Origin of the sequence: Sphingobium sp. LMC3-1-1.1, assembly GCF_040676285.1 — a bacterium.
Lineage (GTDB): Bacteria > Pseudomonadota > Alphaproteobacteria > Sphingomonadales > Sphingomonadaceae > Sphingobium.
Window position 1 is genome coordinate 518,373 of the sequence record NZ_JBEGHQ010000012.1, and the last position, 22,223, is coordinate 540,595.

The 22,223-nt window shown below is 62.5% G+C and carries 21 protein-coding genes; 10 read left to right on the plus strand and 11 right to left on the minus strand.

The window, feature by feature from the left end; genetic code table 11:
- Nucleotides 1–89 precede the first annotated feature (89 nt).
- From MRBLMC3_RS12575 to MRBLMC3_RS12595, 5 genes are all read left to right on the plus strand, one after another.
- Nucleotides 90–1,226: an acyl-CoA dehydrogenase family protein gene (locus tag MRBLMC3_RS12575; RefSeq protein WP_133651472.1), complete on the plus strand. Its 1,137-nt coding sequence runs from the start codon at nt 90–92 to the stop codon at nt 1,224–1,226.
- Nucleotides 1,227–1,230: 4 nt separating this feature from the next.
- Entirely contained in the window at nt 1,231–2,157 is a 927-nt protein-coding gene (locus MRBLMC3_RS12580) for an acyl-CoA dehydrogenase family protein (protein WP_363736503.1), read from the plus strand.
- A 3-nt stretch (nt 2,158–2,160) separates the two neighbouring features.
- Nucleotides 2,161–3,306: an acyl-CoA dehydrogenase family protein gene (locus MRBLMC3_RS12585; RefSeq protein ID WP_363829238.1), complete on the plus strand. Its 1,146-nt coding sequence runs from the start codon at nt 2,161–2,163 to the stop codon at nt 3,304–3,306.
- Nucleotides 3,303–4,268, plus strand: a complete 966-nt coding sequence (locus MRBLMC3_RS12590; RefSeq protein WP_363829239.1) for an acyl-CoA dehydrogenase family protein — start codon at nt 3,303–3,305, stop codon at nt 4,266–4,268. Before MRBLMC3_RS12585 ends, MRBLMC3_RS12590 begins: the two co-directional genes overlap by 4 nt.
- Nucleotides 4,269–4,361: 93 nt before the next feature.
- Nucleotides 4,362–4,673, plus strand: coding sequence for a hypothetical protein (locus MRBLMC3_RS12595; RefSeq protein WP_133651476.1), 312 nt, complete (start codon nt 4,362–4,364; stop codon nt 4,671–4,673).
- A gap of 142 nt (nt 4,674–4,815) precedes the next feature.
- Here the strand turns inward: MRBLMC3_RS12595 and MRBLMC3_RS12600 are convergent, their stop codons facing one another.
- Genes MRBLMC3_RS12600 through MRBLMC3_RS12610 form a run of 3 tightly spaced genes read right to left on the minus strand, consistent with a single transcriptional unit; the run spans nt 4,816 to nt 8,879 of the window.
- Nucleotides 4,816–6,630 (minus strand): FAD-binding protein, encoded by a 1,815-nt coding sequence (locus MRBLMC3_RS12600; protein ID WP_363829241.1) that lies wholly within the window; start codon nt 6,628–6,630, stop codon nt 4,816–4,818.
- Entirely contained in the window at nt 6,620–8,350 is a 1,731-nt protein-coding gene (locus MRBLMC3_RS12605; protein WP_363736510.1) for an FAD-dependent oxidoreductase, read from the minus strand. Before MRBLMC3_RS12605 ends, MRBLMC3_RS12600 begins: the two co-directional genes overlap by 11 nt.
- A gap of 43 nt (nt 8,351–8,393) precedes the next feature.
- Nucleotides 8,394–8,879, minus strand: a complete 486-nt coding sequence (locus tag MRBLMC3_RS12610; protein ID WP_363736511.1) for a nuclear transport factor 2 family protein — start codon at nt 8,877–8,879, stop codon at nt 8,394–8,396.
- 154 nt (nt 8,880–9,033) lie between these two features.
- Between MRBLMC3_RS12610 and MRBLMC3_RS12615 the strand changes: the two genes are divergently transcribed.
- Genes MRBLMC3_RS12615 through MRBLMC3_RS12625 form a run of 3 tightly spaced genes read left to right on the plus strand, consistent with a single transcriptional unit; the run spans nt 9,034 to nt 11,655 of the window.
- Entirely contained in the window at nt 9,034–10,236 is a 1,203-nt protein-coding gene (locus tag MRBLMC3_RS12615; RefSeq protein ID WP_363829243.1) for a cytochrome P450, read from the plus strand.
- Between the two features lie 41 nt (nt 10,237–10,277).
- On the plus strand, nt 10,278–11,387 hold the full coding sequence (locus tag MRBLMC3_RS12620; RefSeq protein WP_363736514.1) for a Rieske 2Fe-2S domain-containing protein: 1,110 nt from the start codon (nt 10,278–10,280) through the stop codon (nt 11,385–11,387).
- Between the two features lie 31 nt (nt 11,388–11,418).
- On the plus strand, nt 11,419–11,655 hold the full coding sequence (locus MRBLMC3_RS12625) for a ferredoxin (protein ID WP_363736515.1): 237 nt from the start codon (nt 11,419–11,421) through the stop codon (nt 11,653–11,655).
- Nucleotides 11,656–11,800: 145 nt separating this feature from the next.
- On the opposite strand, the gene MRBLMC3_RS12630 is transcribed toward MRBLMC3_RS12625, so the two are convergent.
- Nucleotides 11,801–12,673 (minus strand): VOC family protein, encoded by an 873-nt coding sequence (locus MRBLMC3_RS12630; protein ID WP_363829245.1) that lies wholly within the window; start codon nt 12,671–12,673, stop codon nt 11,801–11,803.
- Nucleotides 12,674–12,772: 99 nt separating this feature from the next.
- A complete protein-coding gene (locus MRBLMC3_RS12635) occupies nt 12,773–13,417 on the minus strand; it encodes a TetR/AcrR family transcriptional regulator (protein WP_363829248.1) in 645 nt (214 codons plus the stop codon).
- Nucleotides 13,418–13,479: 62 nt separating this feature from the next.
- Between MRBLMC3_RS12635 and MRBLMC3_RS12640 the strand changes: the two genes are divergently transcribed.
- Both MRBLMC3_RS12640 and MRBLMC3_RS12645 read left to right on the plus strand, forming a co-directional pair.
- Entirely contained in the window at nt 13,480–15,222 is a 1,743-nt protein-coding gene (locus MRBLMC3_RS12640) for an N-acyl-D-amino-acid deacylase family protein (RefSeq protein ID WP_363829251.1), read from the plus strand.
- Complete coding sequence (locus MRBLMC3_RS12645; protein ID WP_363829254.1) at nt 15,219–16,160, plus strand: TauD/TfdA dioxygenase family protein; 942 nt, start codon at nt 15,219–15,221, stop codon at nt 16,158–16,160. The genes MRBLMC3_RS12640 and MRBLMC3_RS12645 overlap by 4 nt, the downstream gene beginning before the upstream one ends.
- On the opposite strand, the gene MRBLMC3_RS12650 is transcribed toward MRBLMC3_RS12645, so the two are convergent.
- The 6 genes from MRBLMC3_RS12650 to MRBLMC3_RS12675 form a co-directional block, all read right to left on the minus strand.
- On the minus strand, nt 16,133–16,543 hold the full coding sequence (locus tag MRBLMC3_RS12650) for a nuclear transport factor 2 family protein (protein ID WP_363829257.1): 411 nt from the start codon (nt 16,541–16,543) through the stop codon (nt 16,133–16,135). The genes MRBLMC3_RS12645 and MRBLMC3_RS12650 overlap by 28 nt on opposite strands.
- 3 nt (nt 16,544–16,546) lie before the next feature.
- Nucleotides 16,547–16,987 carry a limonene-1,2-epoxide hydrolase family protein gene (locus MRBLMC3_RS12655; RefSeq protein WP_363829260.1) on the minus strand — a complete coding sequence of 147 codons (441 nt, stop codon included), beginning with the start codon at nt 16,985–16,987 and terminating at the stop codon, nt 16,547–16,549.
- Between the two features lie 89 nt (nt 16,988–17,076).
- Entirely contained in the window at nt 17,077–18,267 is a 1,191-nt protein-coding gene (locus MRBLMC3_RS12660) for an acyl-CoA dehydrogenase family protein (protein WP_363829263.1), read from the minus strand.
- Between the two features lie 56 nt (nt 18,268–18,323).
- A complete protein-coding gene (locus MRBLMC3_RS12665) occupies nt 18,324–19,415 on the minus strand; it encodes a tartrate dehydrogenase (protein ID WP_363829265.1) in 1,092 nt (363 codons plus the stop codon).
- Nucleotides 19,412–21,061 carry an AMP-binding protein gene (locus MRBLMC3_RS12670; RefSeq protein ID WP_363829267.1) on the minus strand — a complete coding sequence of 550 codons (1,650 nt, stop codon included), beginning with the start codon at nt 21,059–21,061 and terminating at the stop codon, nt 19,412–19,414. Before MRBLMC3_RS12670 ends, MRBLMC3_RS12665 begins: the two co-directional genes overlap by 4 nt.
- The gene (locus MRBLMC3_RS12675) at nt 21,058–21,843 is read right to left on the minus strand and encodes an SDR family NAD(P)-dependent oxidoreductase (RefSeq protein ID WP_363736527.1); all 786 of its coding nucleotides are present in this window, start codon (nt 21,841–21,843) and stop codon (nt 21,058–21,060) included. The genes MRBLMC3_RS12670 and MRBLMC3_RS12675 overlap by 4 nt, the downstream gene beginning before the upstream one ends.
- Nucleotides 21,844–22,223 lie beyond the last annotated feature (380 nt).

Sequence of the window (22,223 nt, forward strand, 5' to 3'; positions counted from 1 at the left end):
CTATAAGACGTGGTGCCCCGAACCTTTCGGTGCCAACCGCATCTCCAGGTGCCGCTTTTTCCCCGTGATCGAGAAACTGGAGAGTTGGAATGGAGTTTGGATGGAATGAGGACGAGGTCCGTTACAGGGACCGGGTCCGAAAGCTTCTGGACGAAAGCCTTCCATCCGACTGGAACGAGATCGCCGTGCACGGTCCGGGGTCGCGGCAGCAGACGGAATTCTCCAAGTCCTTCTGCAAGACATTGGCCGGGGAAGGCATGCTGATCCCCCATTGGCCGAGCGCGTTCGGCGGCGAAGACGGAAAGTCGTGGGACCATTTCATCCTGGGGGAAGAGATCTGGGCGGCGGGCGAGCCCAGAGGCCCCCAATATATGAACGTCAACTGGATCGGCCCGGTGATGATGCGCTATGCCACGCCGGAACAGCAGCAGCGCTATCTTCCCGATATCGTCGCGGGCGATGTGATCTGGTGCCAGGGCTTTTCCGAACCGTCGGCCGGATCCGACCTCGCCTCCCTCCAGACCCGCGCCGAAAAGGTGGACGGCGGATATGTCGTCAACGGCGCGAAGGTCTGGACCTCCTATGCCGGGCTGGCGGATCATTGTTTCCTGCTTGCCCGCACGGGGACCGGCAAGGCCGGCATCGTGATCCTTCTGGTCCCGATGACCAGCAAGGGTATCCAGGTCAAGGAAATCGACGCGCTGATCGGGGAGGGCGACATTCACGAACTCTTCTTCGACGACGTTTTCGTGCCGGAGGAAAACAGGCTCGGCGCCGAGGGGCAGGCGTGGGAAATCATCAACTACGCGCTTCAGAACGAACGCATCGGCATTCCGCGTTACGCCTTCGCGCGACGCATTCTGGACCGGGCGATTGCCAAGCTGAAGGCCGACGGCCGGTTCGATGACCCCGTCATCAAGGACCGGGCGGGCCGCGTGCTGGCGAAATGCGAAGCGGCGCGGATGATGGTCTATCGCGTGGTCGATGAGCGCGCCAAGGGCGCACCGCCGTCGGCATTCGGCAATCTTGCCCGTTTTTCCGTGGTCCAGGCGGACCATGCAGTGTCCGATTTCATGCTGGAATATATGCCCGAAGGCATGCTGGGCGACGATCCCATGCAGCAGGCCCATCACCAGCGCGCCATCGCGGCAGGCATCGCCTCCGGCGCCGCGGAGATCCAGCTCAACCTTGCCGCCCGCCGTTTCCTCGATCTTCCCAGCGAGTAAAGCCGTGAACTTTGAACCAGACGACAATCAGGCCGCCATTCTGGACGGGCTGGAACAGCTCATCACCACCCAGAAGATCGAGCCGCCCAAACATGCGACCTTTGTCGCCTTTTCCGAAACGCTGGATGCCGAACTGGCGGCGTCGGGCTTTCTGGACATCGCCAGGGAAGACGGCTTCTCGCCGCTTGACGCGGCTCTGATCGTCGAACGCATCGCCCGGCTGCCGCTGTGCGCCGAAGTGGCGACGTCCGCGCTGGTCGGCCCCCTGTTCCCCATCGACGCGCTGCAGCGCCCCCTGGCCATGCTGCGCGGTTCGCCGCTCGGTTCTGCGCGGTTCCTGCCGCACGCGCGTTCCCTGATCGTCGTCGAAGATGAAAATGTCAGCCTGATCTCCCTCACCCCGGACAGGGTCGTTCCGGTCGAAAGCCTGTTCGCCTATCCCTATGGCAGGCTGGAGAGCGTCGATGGACTTGCAGTGCAGCGCTTCGGCCGCGACATGGTCGCCCCCGTGTTGCGCCGCTGGCGACTGTCGATCGCGGTCGAAGCGGCCGGACTGATGCAGGCGGCACTGGACACCGTGCTTGAGCATGTGAAGACGCGCAAGCAGTTCGGCCGCGCATTGGGTTCGTTCCAGGCGGTGCAGCATCGCCTCGCGACGGCGGCGTCCACCGCCAATGCCACGAAATGGCTCGCCCTGCGCGCCGCATGGTCGGACGATGAAGCCATCTGCGCGATGGCGGCCACCTATGCGCAGGACGCCATTCCGCTCTTCACATATGATCTTCATCAATTCTGCGGCGCCATGGGCCTGACGCTGGAATTTCCGCTGCATCTCTGGACCTACCGCCTCAAGGCGCTTCTCGGGGAACTGGGCGGCAGCGGCGGGCAGGCACGGGCGGCCGCCGAGCTGAGCTGGGCGGACGCGGCCTGACCCATGGCGACCACATTCAACACCGAAGATGACGCGCTGGCCGCGTTCCGGGCCGGGGCCAGGAACTGGCTTGAGGCGAATATCCCCGACCATGCCGCGCCGCTGGATGGTCCTGAATCCCGCCGCTATGTCCTGGACTGGCAGCGGAAAATGTATGACGGCGGCTGGGCCGGCCTGACATGGCCGAGCGAATTTGGCGGCCGCAGCCTCCCCGTCGCGCAACAGATCATCTGGTTTGAGGAATATGCCCGCGCCGGGGCGCCCAGCACCCATAATGCGTCCTTCGTCGGCGTGAACCATGCAGGGCCGACGATCATCGCCTGCGGCAGCGACGCGCAAAAGGCCTTTCACCTGCCCAGGATCCTGTCGGGCGAGGCGATCTGGTGCCAGGGCTTTTCCGAGCCCGGTTCAGGGTCGGACCTTGCCAGCCTGCGCACGCAGGGACGCGTCGAGGGCGACGAGATCATCATCGACGGCCAGAAGATCTGGAGCAGCTATGCGGACATTGCCGATTATCAGGAACTGCTGATCCGAACAGAACCGGGGTCGGAACGGCACCGGGGCATCACCTGGGTCATCTGCCCGATGAACCTGCCGGGCATCACCGTCCGTCCGATCGAAACCATGGCGGGCCCGGCCAAATTCTGCGAGGTCTTCTACGATCAGGTCCGTCTGCCCATCGATCAGGCCGTCGTCGGCGGACTGAACAATGGCTGGAAAACGGCGATGGCCACGCTCGGTTTCGAACGGGGCACCGCGTCCCTCGCGCTTCAGATCGGGCTGGTCGACAAGATCGAAAGGCTGGCGCGGGACTGCACCGACCCGATGCTCGCGCCCCGACTGGCCGATCTGCTGGCGGATGCCGCGGCGCTGCGGGCCATGTCCTACAGCTTCGCCCTTGCCAGCGAAACGGGCACGCCCGGTTCGGAAGGGTCACTGATCCGCCTCTATTTCGCCGAACTCGCCAAGCGCGCGTCCGATGCGGCGATCGACCTGTACGGCATCGGTTCGCCCGCGCTCGCCGGCGACCATGGCTGGGCCTTCGAATATCTGGATGCGTTTTCCGAGACGATCGCGGGTGGCACGGCAGAAATTCAACGCAACATCATCGGCGAACGGGTTCTCGGACTGCCGAGGGGCAAATCATGACGATATTCCGTAGCCTGGGCGATACGCATGAGCTGGTCGACAGCTTTACTCGGCCAGTTCGGACGGTCTTGCCCGTCTCGCGTCTGCGCGACGACCCGGATGGCGAACCGAACCGCTGGCAATCCATTGTCGACTTGGGCTGGCTCGGCATCAGCGTGCCGGAGGAGGCGGGCGGCATCGGCCTCTCCGCCCTGGAGGAAGTTCTGGCCGCGCAGGATTTTGGGCGGCAGTTGATCTCCACAAACTATCCCGCCACGGTGATCGCGGCCCATGCCTTCCACAAGGCAGGCGACAGCGATACCGTTGGGGCGCTGCTGGCGGGGGAAGCCCGCGCGGCCTTTGCACTGCATGGCCATGCACAGGGCGTCGGCCGGGCGATCGACGCGGAGGGGGCGACCCACCTCGTCGCGATGACCCGCGAAGGCGTCGAGATCCGCGCCAATGGGACGCTGGAGATCGATGACGACGTGCATTGGGGACGCCCCGTTTTGCGTACTGCCGTCGAAGAACCGCTGCTTTTCGACGCCAGCCGGGATACAGCCGTTCGCGGCAGGCTCTTGATCGCAGCGCTGCTCGCCGGGATCGCCGCCGAATGCTGCGAGCGCGGCGTCGAATATGCGAAAGTGCGTGAACAATTCGGTCAGCCGATCGGGGCGTTCCAGGCGGTCAAGCATCATTGCGCCAACATGGCGATCATGGCGCACGCGGCCAAGGAATTGACGACTTTCGCCGCGCTCTCCTTCACAGAGGGGCATGCGGAGGCGGAACGAGAGGCCGATGCGGCGCTCAACCTCGCCCTGCGGGCGGCGCGCGAGAATGCGGGCACGAATATTCAGGTGCACGGCGGCATGGGTTTCAGCGCGGAATGCGACGCCCACCTCTATCTGAAGGCCGCTCGCCTGCTCGACGCCGCCTGCGGAGGACTGAGCGAAAGCCGCCGGAGACTGATGCAGCACAAATGATCCAGATCAGGCGAAGATGACGACGAACAGGATCGAATGCCCCCGATGGATCATTCGGTCTGCTGTTGACCTCTTGCAAGGACGGGAACCGCCATGTCGATCGGCGCCGGTAATCAGAAGAAACTGCACCATGATCTGACCAATGTCGGCCTGAGAGCGCAGGCGACGGCGGCGGGGCTGGTTCAGCTCTGCGTGGAACTTCGAGGGGCGGGGATCCTGGATGAAGACGCGTTGAACCGGATCAAGGCCGCCATCGGGGACGAGATCATCATCGGAGCCGCTCGCCCGGTCGACAGGAAAGGATATCGGCAGGAGGTTCGCGCCCGCCTTGACCGGCTGTTTTCCGGGGAGGAACGCATGGGGCCAGCCGAAAGGATCGCGCCAGACAGGACGGGAACCGACTAGATCGGTTCACCGAACAGCGGGACGAAGGTCAGACCGATCCTCCGGCGCGGGTTTCGATCTGATTGAATGAGATCGAATCCCGCGCCGGATTCCTTGTTTCCCGCTATTTTCAACGATCGGGTCCGATCGCTGGAAAATCGCCCTATCCCGCCTCCGCCGCAGCACCGGGCGACAAGGCTGAATCCCTGCCTTCGCCCCGCCCGTCCGCTCGGGACCGCTTGACTATCGCGCTGGCGGCGCGGCGGCCGGACCAGGTGCAATCGGCCAGCGACAGACCGCTGACATAGTTGTTCGAGGGAATGCCAATGGCCGAACGTCCCGCAGCATAGAGTCCGGGCACGGTCTGGCCCCTTTCGTCCAGGACGCCACCCGAATGTTCATCGACGCGCAGCCCGCCGGTGCTGAGGGCCGTGATCGGGCTGATCGGCATTTCGTGGCGAAGATTGATGGCATAGTAGGGGCCCGGGCCAAAGGCCTGGCGACAGGCGTCGCTTTTGCCCATGGGATCGGGCGCGCCAGACCGCGCCGCATCGCCATAGGCCCTTATGGCGGCCTCCATCGCCTCAGCCGGCACCCCGATCTTGCCCGCCAGCTCGGCAATGCTGCCGGCCTTCTTCGCGCCCTTCTGCGCCTGCTTCACGGGGAATTTCTGGAATTCGAACAGGTCGCCCGAATTGACCTCCTGCAACGCCGCGCGCCAGATCGCGTCGTCCACCACCAGCCATGCCCGACCGTCGGACTGCTCATAGATGGCGCGCGACAGATGCGCGCCATATTGCTCCTCATTCGTCAGTCGATCGCCCGAGGCGCCGATAACGACGCCCTTCGTCCAGTCATAGGGCGGGTTGATGAAGCGCCATGCCGATATCCGGTCGAGATGATCGCCGACCCCCCCAGCGGAGGCGCCCAGGCGGATGCCCGCGCCATCATCACCGAAAGAGCCGATCGGCAGCGTCCGGACATAGGGCGCGGCATAGCGGGCCATCATCGCCCGGTTGCGGATGTAACCGCCCGCCGCAATGACCACGCCATGGCGCGCGCGGAATGTGCGCAGGCGCGAAGACAGCTTTTCGATAGAGCGGAAAAGGGCAGCGAAGGGACGGTGAACCTGCATGACCTGGAATGTCAGCTTGTTCGCAAGGCGTTCGGCCCAACGATGGACCCGGCTGCTCAGGCCACCCTGGGGAATGGCGTCCACCTGCACGCCAACCACGACGCCATCCTCTACGATGAGCCGCCTGGCGCGGGCCTGCGGCAACACGGTGATCAGCGGGTTCTTCGCAACCGCCTGCTTGATCGCGGCCATCAGATACCAGCCCATGTCGGCGCCTTCCGAAAAGCCGCCATGCGGCTTCTTTCCTGGCAGCGGCGGAGCACCGGGGACCTTGGCGGGATTTTTGGTACGATGGCCGCGCTCGGCCGGGGCGTGCTGGCCCATATAGGCGGGCACCGTGCCATTGTCGGAAAAATAGAGATAATATTGGTCGGTGGGGTGGGATGTTTTCTTGGGCGCCTTGGGACCGCTGAAATTGACGCCATGCCTTTCCAGGAAACCCAGCGTCTCCAGGCTGTCATCGCAGAAGCGCTGAACAGCTTCATCCGAAACGAGGCCGCCAACCTCCTTTCGCAGATAATCGGCCATGGCGGCCGGGCTATCCTCGACACCGCAGGATTTCTGGACATGCGTGCCGCCGCCCGCATAGACGATGCCACCGCTCATCTGGCTTGCGCCGCCGCCCTGAAAGCGGTCGATCAACAATATTTTCAGTCCCTGTTCGGCCGCCTCCAGCGCGGCGCTGGCGCCTGCAAGGCCAAAGCCGATGACGATCGCATCATAGACGGCGTCGACCGGCCCAGCCGCGCGGGCGTCAAGCGGAAGGTCCACGACGGACGAGGATGCGTCGCGCATGTCCACCAATTCGCGCGCGCCGCTCGCACTGTTCGCATCACTCGCCATGCCGAGCTCCCATGCTGTTGCTGTTGCGTTGCGCGATATGTTCCGCGGCAACCATGCCGAAGGCCATCGCCGGCCCGATCGTGCCCCCCGCGCCCGGATAGGAATCATAGGTGACCGCGCCGGACACATTGCCGGTCGCGTAAAGCCCCTCGATGGGCGTGCCGTCCGGCCGAAGGACATTGGCGTTCTCGTCCGTGCGCAACCCGCCCTTCGTACCGATGTCGCCAAGGTCGACCGGGATCGCGTAGAAGGGCGCCTTCTCAATCTTGCCGAGGCAGGGATTGGGTGCGTTGCGGGGATCGCCAAAGACCATGTCATAGGCATTTTCGCCGCGGTGGAACTCCTCGTCCACGCCTCTTTCGGCAAAGCCGTTCATGCGCTCCACGCTGCGTTGCAGGACTGCGGGATCGACCTCGATCTTGCGGGCAAGTTCCTGAATGGAACCGGCCTTGTAGAGCACATTGTCCCACCATTCGCGGGGGACGAGCATGTCAGGCATGATGACGGGAGGCATGACAACGCCGATCGGATAGCGCCACCGCGCCGTGGCGTCGAAAATCATCCAGCATGGCGTGTTGGCGCCCGTCCGCTGTTGGTCGGCGATCATCTCCGCGCCGAAATCATTGTAGGAAATGGCTTCGTTGACGAAACGCTCCCCATTTCTGTTCACGCACATGGTGTGGGGATAGCCCCGCTCCATGAAGAAGGCCGCCCGCATGTCCGCATTGTTGAAGCCGGGCGCGGGAACGCGCATCGTCGGAACCCACCATGCCTGGTCCAGGAATTCGCTGTCCGCCCCGATCGCCTCGCCGGCGATCAGCGCGTCTCCGCTGTTGTTCAGGCCTGGCGTCAGACTGAAATCGACGGGCGTAGGCACGGGCATATGCCGGTCGCGCAGCGTCTGGTTCTTTTCAAAACCGCCCGACGCAACGATGACTCCCTTCGACGCTCTGATATCATAGGTGCGCCCGCGCCTGGACACCGTGGCGCCAGTCACCCTGCCCGTTTCCTCGGTGAAGCCGACAAGTCGGGTGTCGAGCAACAGGGGAATGTCCCTGTCCATCATCGCCTTGCGCAGCGCGCCGATCATGGCGTTGCCCGTCGTCAACCGACGGTCCCGCCTGCTCTTCAGACGGAACGGCATGTCGCGCAGGTAACGGAACACCAATTTGCCTGCCGTCAGCCACCAGGTACTGTTGCGGCGGATGAGCGGCCCCATTTCCGTCAGGTCGATCTGCATGCGACCCAGCACCTTGTGCGTCGGGTGGGGTTCACGCATCTTGAAGATCTCGTCTCCCAGGAGCCGCCCGTCGAACGGCAACGGCATCATGGTTCTGCCGCCGGTCTGCAACGCGCCCGGCAGCCAGGGCATATAGTCGGCATAGCCAGGCACGCTGAAATAGCCGACCTTCCACTTCGCCAGTTCGTCAAGCAGCCGGGGGCCGTTCACGACATAGGACTGCAGCTTCGCGTCAGGCACCCGCCCCTTGGTGCAGGCGCGCAGATATTCCATGGCCAGTTCGGTACTGTCATTCTGCGCGATGGCGGGATTATTGGGAATCCAGATGCCGCCGCCGGACACGGCGCTCGTGCCCCCGAAGCGATCGGCCTTTTCGATCACCGCCACCCGCAGGCCAAGATCGTGGGCGCGCAGCGCCGACACCATCCCGCCCGCGCCCGACCCCACGACGAGAACGTCATATTCCATCATTTCAGCCATCCCGGCTCCTTCATAGCGCGACATCGTCAAACAGGCATCAGGGTCAAACGGGCATCAGGACGAGCCGGGTCAGCTTCACGCTCTCGATCAGCCATTTGTCATCGCGGTACACATAATGATCCTCATAATGGCCGAACCCGTCGAAGCCCCGTATCGGCGTGGGCGCACCTGCCGGATATCGAATGATGTCCTGCATCGCCCAGATGGCCTTGATCCGATCCGGCGCCAATATTTCGAATTCTCCCATATGCCCGTGATGGACGGTGCGAACCCCCTCCAGCGCCGTGGACACGGCCTGGCGAATGCCCTTTGCCGTGCGGAACAGCAGCGCGTCGGCCGGCGGCGCCGGGAAGCCCAGCTTTGCCATCGCCGGCCCGTCGTCGCGCGCATCCAGCACCGCGTCCGGCGTGTACAGCGCTTCCCACAAGTCCCACTGCTTGGTGTCCATGAACCGGAAATAACGAGCCTTGAGCTGCGACACGCTGTGGATGGCGACCAGGTCGTCCAGCGTGCGGGGTGCTGACGGCATGAAACTCTCTCCCGCGGATTTTTCAGCCTTGTTGGGCATCATCCGACATAGGGGAAAAATCTTTGCCGATGCCTCGTCCGAGTGGACGACACACATTCGCCGTTCCCCGTGCTAGTGGACAGGCCATATCAGACCTTCCTTAAGGGAGCTATTTGTGTTCGAGCTTACCAAAGACCTTTCCGAAGCGACGCTGGACAAGCTCGCCAGTGATTTCGATCATCATAGCGAGGAATATCGCAGCAATTCGATCGACATCCTGATGCACATGCGCGGCAAAAGCCCCTTCACCCACAGCACCCAATATGGCGGCTTCTATGTCGCGACGAAGGCGGAGGATTGCCTGGAGGTCGCCAAGAACGCCGACGTTTTCTCCAACTGGCCGGCGGAGGTGATCCCTGCGCTCGAACCGACGCTGATGATCCCCATCAATGTCGATCCGCCCGAACTCTACGACTATCGCGCCATCCTCAATCCGCTGTTTTCGCCCAACAAGGTCAAGCTGCACGCGGCCTATGTCCGCCAGGTGGCCGACGAGCTGATGGACAAGATCGTCGCCAAGGGCGGCGGTGACCTCAAATGGGACTTCGCCCTGCCGCTCACGGGCATCATGACGCTCAAGCTGGCGGGCCTGCCGCCGGAGGACTGGCAGCATTATGCGCCGCCGCTCCACCAGCTCATCTACAGCCGCCTTCCCATGGAAGAGCGCCTGAAGGACATGGCGGTGATGATCGATCGCATGCGGACCGAAATCCGCCGTCTGAAGGACGATCCGGTTCCCGGCAGCGTCATCGAATATCTCTATAATGTGGACATGGCCGGGCGGAAGCTGCGCGTCGATGAGATTGACAGCTTCATCCTCATCATGCTGGGCGGCGGGCTGGACACCACGCAGGCGCTGTTCGGCATGGCCAGCGTCTATCTCGCGCGCAATCCGGAGCGCCGTCAGGAGCTGATCGATCATCCCGAGCTTCTGGACAACGCCATAGAGGAATTCCTGCGCGTTTTCCCGCCAACGCAAGGCAATTCACGCCGCGCGACCAAGGAAATCACCGTGGCGGGCCATGTCATCAAGCCTGAAGAACAGGTGTTCATGTCCTGGGCCGCGGCCAATCGCGATCCCGACGACTATGAAAATCCCCATGAGATCGACTTCCGCCGGGAAAATATCCGTCATTTCTCCTTCGGCGTCGGGCCACACCGTTGCCTGGGTTCGCATCTGGCGCGACTGGAGGCCAAGACCATGTTCCAGGTCCTGCTGGAAAAAGCGCCCAATTACAAGCTGGTCGACGGCGGCGTCGAACTGGGCGACGATATCGGCACGATCGCCGGCTTCAAGAAGATCGAGATCACGGTCTGACCGCACAGGCGGCAATCATAGCGGACCTTCAGGAGAGTAAAATGGCGACAACTGCGGAATATGGTCTGGGGGAATTCACCTTCCCGCGCGGATGGTTCATGGTCGCAGAAGCCAGCAAGATCGGAAAAGCGCCCTATTCGGTCCGTTTTTTCGGACAGGACATGGTGATCTACCGGGGCGAGAGCGGCCAGCTGCACATGGTGAGCGCCTATTGCCCTCATATGAACACCCATATCGGCAAGAGTTCGACCTCGTTCATGGCCCAGCAGGGCAAACAAATTGAGGGTGAATCGATCCACTGCCCTTATCATGGCTGGCGCTTCGGGCCGGACGGCGTCTGCAACAAGATTCCCTATTCCGACAAGATTCCGCCGCTCGCCAAACTGAAATCCTTCAAGGTCGTGGAGCGTTATGGCGTCGTGTTCCACTGGCATGATCCGGAGGGGGGCGAACCGGACTATGACCTGCCCGCCATCCCCGAATGGGATGATCCCCATTATGTGAAATGGGACATCGACCATCTGGGATCGATGAACCTCCATCCGATCGAGGTTGTCGACAATATCGGCGACATCCAGCATCTGGCGCCCGTGCATGCCACGACCAAATTCTATTATTTCGAAACGATCCTTCACGGCCATGTCGCGCAGCAACTGCTGGGCGGACGCCATGAATTGCTCGGCGCGGATGCAGGCATGTCGGAATTCAACACATATTATACGGGGCCGGGCATCCTGCTTTCCCGCTATGTGGCGAACAATGCCAATGATTCCATCATGTTCATCTGTCACACGCCGATCGATGACGGATCCGTGTTCGTATGGCATGCGGTCCTGAGCAAGCCCAGCGACAGGAACCCCACCGAGGAGGACATCGCGACGGCGAAGGCGCAACAGCAGATGAGTTGCGACGCGTTCGCGCAGGATTTCGAGATCTGGTCGAACAAGATGCCGTGTTTCAGGCCGATGCAAATGCCGGGCGACGGCAATTTCCTGAAAGTCAGGACCTGGTACAGGCAGTTCTACAATCCGCGCTCCGCAGCGGCCGACATTCTGGCCCGCAGCGAAGGTCGCTACATCATTCCGGGCGTCCCCAGCGCGGAGGATGGCGGCGCGCGCAAGGAAATACTGGAAGCTGCGATAGCCGGCTGATCCATCCCGGACCACCATATAGAGAGCAATCATGAAATATCGGATCGTAATCGACAAGGACCAGTGCGTCGGCCATGCGCGTTGCGCGAACGTCGCCCCGCACCTCTTCAAGCTGGATGAGAGCGGCTATATCGCCACGACGGGCTTCGACGTGCCGGAGGGCGAGGAAGTCGCGGCCTTCCGCGGCTCGCTCGCCTGCCCCGAGCGCGTTATCAAGATGTTCGATGCCGAAGGACAGCAGGTCAAGAAGACGCCGCGCAGCACTTGATCCGACTTTAATGCGCTAAAATGTTAAATCCGGCAGAAACGGACGTTTATGTCCCTTCCTGCCGGATTTTTGTTTCTGAAGTTTTCGTGCTGTACCGGACCGCTTCAGGCGGTCCGGTACAGCACGTGGCTTGCTCAACCCGCGATCACTGGAATTTGTGGCCCCAATCGCTGCCCCGTGTCGTTTCGAACACGACATGTTCCGACCAGTCCATCTGCTTTCCGCCAAAGCCATATTCGAGCGAAAAGCCCGCCGGTGTCATCATGTAGAAGGAAATCATGTCGTCATTGACATGGCGGCCCAATGTGGCGGTCACCTTGACGCCATGTTCCGCGACCCGGTCCAGGCACCGGCCGACATCGTCGATGCTCCCGACCTCCAGCATGATGTGGATGCAGCCCCCCGGTATGGGAAGTTCGCCAAAGGCGAGACTGTGCTGCCGCCGATTGCGGCAATGCAGGAAATGCACCCTGGCCTTCCCGTCCGGCATGGGGACATGCAGGATATCCGACAGAGAAAAGCCGCCAAGGCTGGTCCAGAAGTCGGCTTCGGCCTTGAAATCCTTGACTGCCGTGAGCACGACATGACCAAGGCCCATATCACCGGTCACAAAGCCGCTGACGGCAGCGGGGGAGACGAAGGGCTGGAAATCCGATATCGGGCCCCAGGCCAGTTCATGGCTGTGACCTTCGGGATCCTTGAAGGAAAAATATCCCTGGACCTGCCTTATCTGCGCGCCTTCCGCCGTTCCTTCGACCAGTTCGACGCCACCATCCGTCAGTTCGGCCCTCGCCGCATGGAAGTCATCCTCCGTCTGGACAAGCCAGCCGCTGGCGATCAGGCCATTGTCCTGGTCCGGCAGGATCGCGATGCGAAAGGCGCGGTGATCGATCTTCACGTAGAGCGCGCCCGCCGGTCCATCCAGAGCCATGGCCCCCAGAACCTTTTCAGCGTAGAATTTCCATTCGGCAACCTCCGGTGCTCCAACCAGCAGATAGCCCAATTCAGCGATCTTCATGTCCTGTTCCTTGCTCCGGACGACGGTTCTCATCAGCGCGCCTAGCGCGCATCGCGGCGGCGGCAATCGTCCGAAAAGACAAGGATAGGGGCTTGCCGGCTAATTATCCCTCGCAGGCAGGATCGCCTTGTAGCTCATGCGGGCCAGGATCGCGGCGGCCATGTCATTGTCGAGTGGTTCGTCCGGGAAAAACCATCCTTCGAACAGGACCGCGGCCGCCACCATGCCAAAGGCATAGCGCACGAATATGGCCGGCGGGATGTCATAGCCTCCATCCTCATCGCGGTAGAACAGCCTTACCCTCTTCTCGGCAGCGAGAAAATAATCGTCGAGGGCATGGGACAGGGGTAGATCGCCAGCGGTCGCCGACTTCGCCAGCGCCTGGAGGAGGTCGGCATTCTCCCTGAGGAACAGGAAGAGCGCCTGCATGGTGGAAAGGCTACGCGCTTCCTTGCCCTCAGCCTCCACGTCCATGCTCTGCAGGAAAGCGGTAAAGACAGTCTTGAACGGTTCGATGATCGCCGCTTCGAACAATTTCGCCTTGGATTCGAAATGGCGGAAAATCAGGGCCTCGGCGACACCGGCGCCTTCTGCAATGGTCCTGGTGGTCGTGCCTGCCAGGCCGTCGGCCGCGAACAGGGCGCGGGCGGAATCCAGAATGAGCGACCGGACCTCGGCCGAACCACGACGGCGGCGACCGCCTGCGCCATCTTCTATTTTGTTCCGCGTCCCCTTGCCTGCCAATTGCATGTCCTTTAGATAGTGATCACTGACTAATAACAACCCACATGTGGAGAGCGAGTCCGATGAGCGCTGATTATCAACTGATCATCCGCGGCGGAACCGTCGTCGATGGAAGCGGCGGCAAGGCTGTGGCGGCCGACGTGGCGATACAGGACGGCCTGATCGTCAAGGTCGGACAGATTCATGGCACCGCGGAAGAGGAAATCGACGCCAGCGGCCTGATCGTGACGCCCGGCTTCGTCGACGTCCACACTCATTATGACGGTCAGATCACCTGGGAAAGCCGGATGGCGCCGTCCTCGAACCATGGTGTCACCACCGTCGTCATGGGGAATTGCGGCGTCGGCTTCGCCCCGTGCCGGAAAGGGGACGAGGATCTCATGATCCGCCTGATGGAAGGGGTGGAGGACATTCCTCATGTCGTGATGGCCGCCGGCGTGCCGTTCAACTGGACAAGCTTCCCCGACTATCTCGACGCGCTGGAACAGCGCCAGAGCGACGTCGATTTCGCCACGCAGATCCCGCATTCGCCCCTGCGGGTCTTTGTCATGGGGGAACGCGGGGCCGATCTGGAGCCGGCGAACGAGCAGGATCTGGGCCATATGCGCAGGCTGGTCGCGGAGGCGATCCAGGCGGGCGCTCTCGGCGTGTCGACGTCACGCAACCTGTTCCATCGGTTCCGCAACGGGAAGCTCGCGCCCAGCGTTCGTTCCGAACTAGCCGAACTGAAGGCGCTGGCAGCCGGATTGAAGGACGCGGGAGACGGCGTCTTCCAATGCATTCCCGACATCGACGGCAACGGCACAGACGAGGTTGGGATGTTGGAGGCCATAGCGCAGGAATGCGGACGTCCGGTCAATTTCAGCCTCATCCCCATGCCGGGCAACCCCGCGAACTGGGACATTTATGTGAATGCGATTCGCACGGCGCAGGATAAGGGCCTGCGTCTGAACGGCCAGTTCCTGCCCCGCGCGATGGGTGTCCTTTTCGGACTCGATCTGAGCTTCCATCCTTTCAGCCTCAACCCCAGCTACCGCGCCCTGGCGGACCTGCCGCTGGCCGAGAAGGTCGGAAAAATGCGGGACCCCGCGCTGCGCGCCCGCCTCCTTTCAGAGGAGCCGGAAGACCCCAATCCCGCCTTTGTCGGCCTGCTAAAGGCGGGGCTGACCCTCTATCGCCTCGGCGAGCCGGCAAATTATGATTTCGCCGAGGAGGAAAGTCTTCAGGCTGAAGCCGCGCGGAGCGGCCGTCCCCTTGCCGACGTCATCTACGATGCCTTGCTGGAAAGCGAAGGCCGGGCGATTCTTTGCGCCTATGGCAGCAATGTCCGCGATACCGTCGAACGGACGTCGGCGTTGATCGGGGAGGATAATATGATCGTGGCGTTGGGTGACGGCGGCGCCCATTATGCGATGATCTGCGACGCTGCCTATCCCACCTACATGCTGGCCAATCGCCTGGGCCGGGAGGGGCTGGACCTGCCCCGGCTGGTCCGGTCGCTGACCAGCCAGCCCGCGGAATCGGTCGGCCTGCTCGATCGCGGCAGGATCGCGCCCGGCTACAAGGCCGATATCAACATTCTCGATCCCGAAAAGATCGTGCTGCACCGTCCACAAATCCAGGCGGACCTTCCCGCCGGCGGCAAGCGGTTGCGGCAGGAAGCGCAGGGCTATGTCGCGACGCTGGTGTCGGGGAGCGTCACCTATCGCGACGGCATCCACACGGGCGCGCTGCCCGGGAAGCTGGTGCGTGGCACGCGTAGCGCACCCACCGACGCCCATATCCCCATGGGCGCCGCAGCGTGAACGGCGGGGTCGAAATGCAGGACAGGACGAACCAGGACCTCGTCCTTGAACCACTGCCGGGCGCCTTTGGCGTCCGGGCGGTCGGCATCGACCTTAACCATGCGGACGACGCCCTGTTGCGCGGCCTGGCCGACGCCCTTTTCCAGAACCGGATCCTCGTCGTGCCGGGGCAGGCCATGTCCAACGATCAATATGTGGCCTTCGGCAAGCGCTGGGGGCGGCCCGTCCTGCTCGTCTCCCGCAGCAATCGGCATGGCGAGCATCCCGAGATGATCGTCCAGTCCAATTCGGGGTCCGTGCCGGCCTTCATGCGCAACGTCGCGTCCCACTGGCATTGCGACAGCTCCTATGAAGATGAGGTGGCGACCGTCACCATGCTGCTTGGGGTAAAGGCGCCTGCGGAGGGCGGCGAGACGCTCTTTGCCGATCTGGTCGCCGCCTATGCGACCCTGCCGAAAGACATGCGGGATCGCATTGACGGGCTGCGCGTACATCATGGCGTCAGCGCCGCGCAGCCGGGAAAGGATGAGACGATCATTCGTCCGCAGGATCTGCCCGAAGACATGCAGCGTCATGTGGACATACCCGCGCCTGTCCTCCATCCTCTGGTGCGCACGCATCCGGTTACGGGCGTGAAGGCGCTATACGGGCTGGGTGGTTCCGCCTTCGCGGTGGAGGGGATGGACGAAGCGGAAGGACTGGCGCTTCTGGACGATCTGAAAGGCCATGCGTCGGCGCCGATATTCGTGCAGGACTATAAATTGATGCCGGGCGACGTGCTGCTGTGGGACAATCTGTCGGTGATGCACCGGGCAACGCCCATCGAATATTCCGACGCGCCGGACAAGGCACGGCTGAATTATCGCATCAGCGTCAAGGGCCTGCCGGATTTCCTGTCTGTTCCCGAAAATCAGCTTATGGAGCCGGCGTCGAAATAGGCGCGCATCTGAGCAATGAGGCCGTCATCGTTCATCACCAGCGTCTCGAACGGGTGGATGGTGACCTGTCCACCCTCCCCCGCGTCCAGCCGGGCGCGAAAGGCGAAGGCGGCCTCATTGCCGCAAATGGCGATCCGTTCCAGTTCGGCGGATATTTTCATGGCGCTGCCCTGAGAGAAGAAGGCGCGCAACGCGTCATGGCCGACCATGGGCGGGGTACCGACCGGGTCCTCGAATGACCCATCAGGCGCGAATAAAGCGACGCGCGCCTCTATGTCGCCCGTCGCAAAGGTCGCGAGATACCGGGTGACGAGGTCGCGAATTCTGTCGCCAGCCGGCGTTTCCCGCCCCTTGGCCATTTCGACGAACATGTCCTTCAACATGGATCACTCCCCAGCCGTGGTGGCCATTTCCGTTTGCCGATACCCCTTACGGCCGAAATCCGGATCCGCCCCCAGCTGCCGGTTCCAGTCCGCAAGATCGAAATAATCCCGCCAATGCACGATGAGATTGTCGTCGTTCACCGTGAAGGCGCCCATCACGCGACATTCTGTCCTGCGTCCGTCATTGAGGATGAATATGTCGGACCGTTCCGTCAGCACCGTGCCATCGGCCGCTTCCACAATATGATGGATTTCCCATGGCGCCTCCCGATACATGGCCATGAAGGCCTGATTGGCTGCCCGTATGTCGTCCTTGCCGACGATCAGGTCCATCGGCACATTCTCGAATATCGCATCATCGGCAAATTGCGCCATCATGAAGTCGATGTCGCGGCGCGCCCATGCTTCGACGAGATTGAGTACCGCTCTGGTCTTGCCACTCATCTTCCTCTCCCTTCATCACAGCCGAAGCGCGTGCGAAAACAGGGTCCGACCGGGGACGTTGCGGTCCGCCGAATCCCGGACCCTGCCGCTCAGAGCATCATGTCGAACGGTTCGCCGCCCATCAGCTTGTCGCCATAGGTGCGTCCGTAGATGCGGTACTGGGCTGCGGCATGCTGACGCCCGGTCAACATGTTGCGATAGATGCGGCCCATGTTGGACGTGTCGTACACGCCGCCGCCGCCCGCGACCGTCAGCATGCCTTCGGCCAGCTTGACGCAGCGGTCGGCGACGCTCGCGCTCTGGAACCGCATCATGTGCCGCATGTCCAGCGGCGGCATCTCGTCGCGCTCCGCATAGTCCTGCATGATCTCGAAATTGGCGAACATCACCTTCTTCATCTCGTCTATGCCCGCTTCGGCCGATGCCACCGCCAGCTGCGCGTCGGGATCCTTGGCGGTCTTGCTGCCCATGAATACCTTGTCCTTGGCATAGGCCTTGAACAGGTCGAGGAAGTGTTGCAGCGCGCCAATCTGGCCGTTGGTGATCCCCCGCATGAACACGAGCATGAAGGGCATGCGATAGAGGGGGTTGTCATTCCACTGCCGGCCCGGGCTGGTCCCGTTGAAGCCGTCGATGAATTTATGTGTCCGATATTCGGGGATGAAGGCCTTTTCCACCACGACGTCGTGGCTGCCCGTCGCGGCCAGGCCGGTTGTGCGCCAGGTGTCGACGATCTTCGCATCCGCCCTGGGCAGCAGGAAGGCGCGATAGTCGGTCGGATCGCCATTGACGAAACCGCCCAGGAAGGTCCAGTCGCAATGCTCGCTGCCGCTGGAATAGGACCAGCGACCGGAAAATTCGAAGCCACCCTCGACAGGCGTCGCCGTGCCGCCCGGCATATAGGGCGAGGCGACCAGCACCGAGCTGTCGTTGCCCCAGACGTCCTGCGCCGCGCGGTCATCCATCAGGCCGATGTGCAGGCTGTGCAGGCCGATCACGCCATAGATCCAGGCCACGGACATGTCGCCCTCGCCCAGTGCGATCTGCACCTCGGCAAAGGCGCGCTGGCCAAGCTCATAGCCGCCCCAGCGGCGCGGCTGAAGGACGCGGAACAATCCGGCCTCGTTCATTCGCCGGACCGTGTCCGGATTCACCGTCCGGTTCGCCTCATCCTCCGCGGCACGCTCCCGCAGCAGCGGGATCAAGGCGCGCGTCCGATCGACAAGCTGCTCGACCGACGGGATGGTTTCGTTCTTGGTATCAGCGTGGACAGCCGACATGGATCACTCCCAAATACTGTTTCCTGATGACCTACGCCCCGGACTGCCGCCCACCATCATCCGTTCGGACGTTTGCAATCACCCGCGAGCAAAGAAAGCCTCGCCTCCACCGCAGCGCCCAGGTCCTGCGTCGATGCCAGGCCGCCAAGGTCCGGCGTCAGCGCGTCCCCGGCCAGCAGGGCGTCGCCAATGGCTTGCAGGATGGCGGCGCCCGCCGCCTGTTGCCCCAGATGGTCCAGCATCATCGCCCCGGCCCAGATCTGCCCGATCGGATTGGCGATGTTGCGCCCGGCGATGTCCGGTGCAGAACCATGAACCGGCTCGAACATGGAGGGATGAAGACCTTCCGGATTGAGATTGGCGGAAGGCGCGACGGCGATCGTGCCGGTACAGCCGGGCCCAAGGTCGGACAATATGTCCCCGAACAGGTTGGACCCGACAACGACGTCGAACTGTTCAGGCTTCATCACGAAGCGCGCCGCCATGATGTCGATATGATGGCTGTCTGTCCGCACGTCGGGATATTCCGCCGCAATCGCGGCAAAGCGCTCGTCCCAGAAGGGCATCGAATAGAACAGTCCATTCGACTTGGTCGCCGAGGACACATGGCGGCGATCCAGCCGACGCGCGAGGTCGAAGGCGTAGCGCAGGATGCGATCGGTGCCGCGCCGGGTGAACAGGGCGGTCTGGATGACGGACTCGTTTTCCCCGCTCCCGCTCCTGCCGCCCAGGCGCGAATATTCGCCCTCGGTATTTTCCCGGACGACCCAGAAATCGACGTCTCCGGGCTGCTTGCCCTTCAGCGGGCAATCGATGCCGGGCAGCAATCGCACCGGCCGCAAATTCACATATTGGTCGAATTCGCGCCTGATCGGGATCAGCAGGCCCCATAGGGAAATATGGTCGGGAACACCCGGATAACCGACCGCGCCAAGGTAGATGGCATCATGTTGCGACAGGCGGTCGATGCCGTCGTCGGGCATCATCGCGCCCGTCGCGTGCCAGGTTTCGCAACTCCAGTCAAAATGATGCCAGTCGAAGGAAAAGCCGAAGATATCGGCGGCGCGGTCCAGCACCCGAATGCCTTCGGGCATCACTTCCTTGCCTATGCCGTCTCCTGGAATGACCGCGATGGAGTACCGCTTCACGCGGCGCCTCCCGCCATGTCGGCCAATATCTCGTCCCTCAGCACATGCTTCAGGACCTTGCCCGTCGCATTGCGGGGCAGATCGTTGCGAAAGACGACATGTTCAGGAAATTTGAGCTTGGCAATGCCGAAATCCGCCAGGAAGGCAGCAAAGTCGGCGCATGTCGGCCTTGCGGAACTTGCCGGCAGAACGACCGCGCAGGCCATCTCTCCCGTCTTCTCGCTCGGAATCCCTACGACCGACACTTCCGCGACATCGGGATGGAGCGTCAGAAGATCCTCGATTTCCTTGGGGCTGATATTCTCGCCGTTGCGGATGATGATATCCTTCTGCCGGCCGGTAATGACGACATAATCTTCGTCCACGATGCGACCAAGGTCGCCCATGCGGAAATAGCCCGCCTCGTCGAACGCGGCGGCCTCATCCTCGATATTATGATAGCCGACCAGCATCTGCGGCCCCTTGGCGAGCAGTTCACCCACGCCTTCCGCGTCGGCGGCGGGGATGATCACCGTGGCCGCGCCGATCTTTCCATCGGTTTCAGCCGCATGGTCGGTGTCGCCCGCATCGATCGACCCCAATGTGATGGTGGGCACCTCGGTCGAACCATAAACGCGGGTGGCGATGCAGTTATCGAACCATTCGGTCGCCTCGCGGATCAGAGACGGCGGCACCGAAGCGCCACCGCAGATGAAGATACGCAGGCTGGGAAGACAGGCGCCGGAAACCCGGCAGGCGTCCAGCAAATGCTGCAGGAAAGGCGTGGCGCCCGCCATGTGCGTGCATTGCTCCTGCTCGATGAGCCTTGCGGCGGTCGCGCCGTCCCACATGTCCATCAGCACCGCGCTGGTGCGGTACAGAAGCGGCATCTCGAAGGCATAGAGCGATCCGCCGATATGGCTGACCGGAGACGCGACCAGATAGCGCGCATCCTCCCCCCGGTTCCAGAAACGGTGAAGCTGGACGATATCCGCATTGATCGTGTTATGCGTGTGCAGCACACCCTTTGGACGACCGGTGGTGCCCGACGTGTACAGGATCATCCGCACGGCGCCCGGATCGACCAGATCGAACGTCGCCTCGGGACTGCCCTCCGCGACCAGTTGATCATATCCCACGCCATCGCCCGGATCGCCGCGCAGGACGACGACAAGCGGCGGACTTTCCATCTGCGCGCCCACTTCCGCCATCATGGTCCGATAATCGACGCGACGAAACTTGGCGGGAATGAAGATCGCGCTGCTCTTGCAATCGGAAAGCATGAACAGCAGTTCGGCGTTGCGGAAATTGGTGACCAGCGGGTGGCTGACGGCGCCGATCAATGCCGTGGCGAGATAGACGACGCAGGCCTCATGCCAGTTGGGCAGCATGAAGGAGACCACATCGCCCCGCCCGATGCCGCGCCGCCGCATGGCGTCCGCCAGGCGGCGTGCCGATTGATAGAGGTCGCCCGCCGTCAACCGGATCTCTCCATCGATCAGCAGCACCCGTTCGGGCTCCTGCGCGGCAAGCCGGGCCGCCGCTTCGCCGATGGTCGTGTCGAGCCACCAGCCGCCCGCGCGCGCCTGCGCTTCGCGGTCGGGGTCGTGCCTGATCGACCAGCCATCCACGACGCGACGGGTGATGCCGGATTGCGCTGGCGTCATTTCGCGACCCTTTCGGCGAGACGCGCTTCCTCGCTCAGGAATTTGGTGGTGGTCCAGCCGCCGTCCACGGCCAGGATCTGACCGTTGATGAAGCCCGCCTGATCCGACAGCAGGAACCAGATCGCGTTGGCGATGTCCTCTGCCGTGCAGGTCCGGTTCATCGGCGTCATCTCGAAATTCATCCGCCGGAAGACTTCATTCTCCCAATTATAGGCTGTCATCGGCGTTTCGGTGACGCCCGGCGCGACGACGTTGCTGCGAATGCCCTCAAAGCCATATTGCGCCGCCATGTGCAGGGTCAGGCCATTGATGCCGGCCTTCGCCGCCGAATAGGCGCCGCCGCGCAGACCACCGAGGATCGAAAAGGTCGAGGACACGTTCACGATGGCGGAACCCGGCTTCATCACGGCGATCGCCTCCCGACAGTAACGGAAGGGCGCGCGCAGCAGCACGTCCAGGAAATCGTCCAGTATCTCGTCCGTGGTTTCATGCACGGGCGATGGCTTGCCCTTGCCTGCATTGTTGACGAGATAGTCGAGACGACCGAACCGCTCGATCGCCATGGCCACTGAGGCCGCCGGTGCCTCTGCCGCCGTGATGTCGGCGACATGCAGGGCGACGGAGTCGCTCCCCAGTTCGTCCTCGACCTGCTGAAGCGACTCGCGCGTGCGGCCCACGGCGACGATGCGGACGTCGTTGGCGACGAGCGTACGCGCCGTCGCCAGGCCTATTCCCGTTCCCGCTCCCGTCAATATGGCGACTTTCCGGTCCTGAACGCTCATTGGCCGTCTCCATGGAGAAAGCAGGAAAGGTGCACGTTGGAGTCGTCCTTTTGCCCGATCATGTACAAATATCCCCAAGGATCAGAATTCAGTTCGCAAGCCGACCGTTCATATCGGCCGAACGTGCCGCGTCGCGGCTGCCAGAGGCATAGACGCCGCACGGATATGCGCCTCGTCCAACTGAACTAGGCGGCACGCGGCCAGCCGTGCGGCAACGGCGTTAAATGACCATATTTGTAAATATATGGATATAAAGCCGAGATTGGTGCTGCGCGGTTCGGGAACAAAAAATGCTGCCATGCAGCAAGGACATTCTGGCATAATGGCTGTTTTCAGCGGGATATCGAGAATATTGGGATAAGGAGAACCGTGGCGCAGGA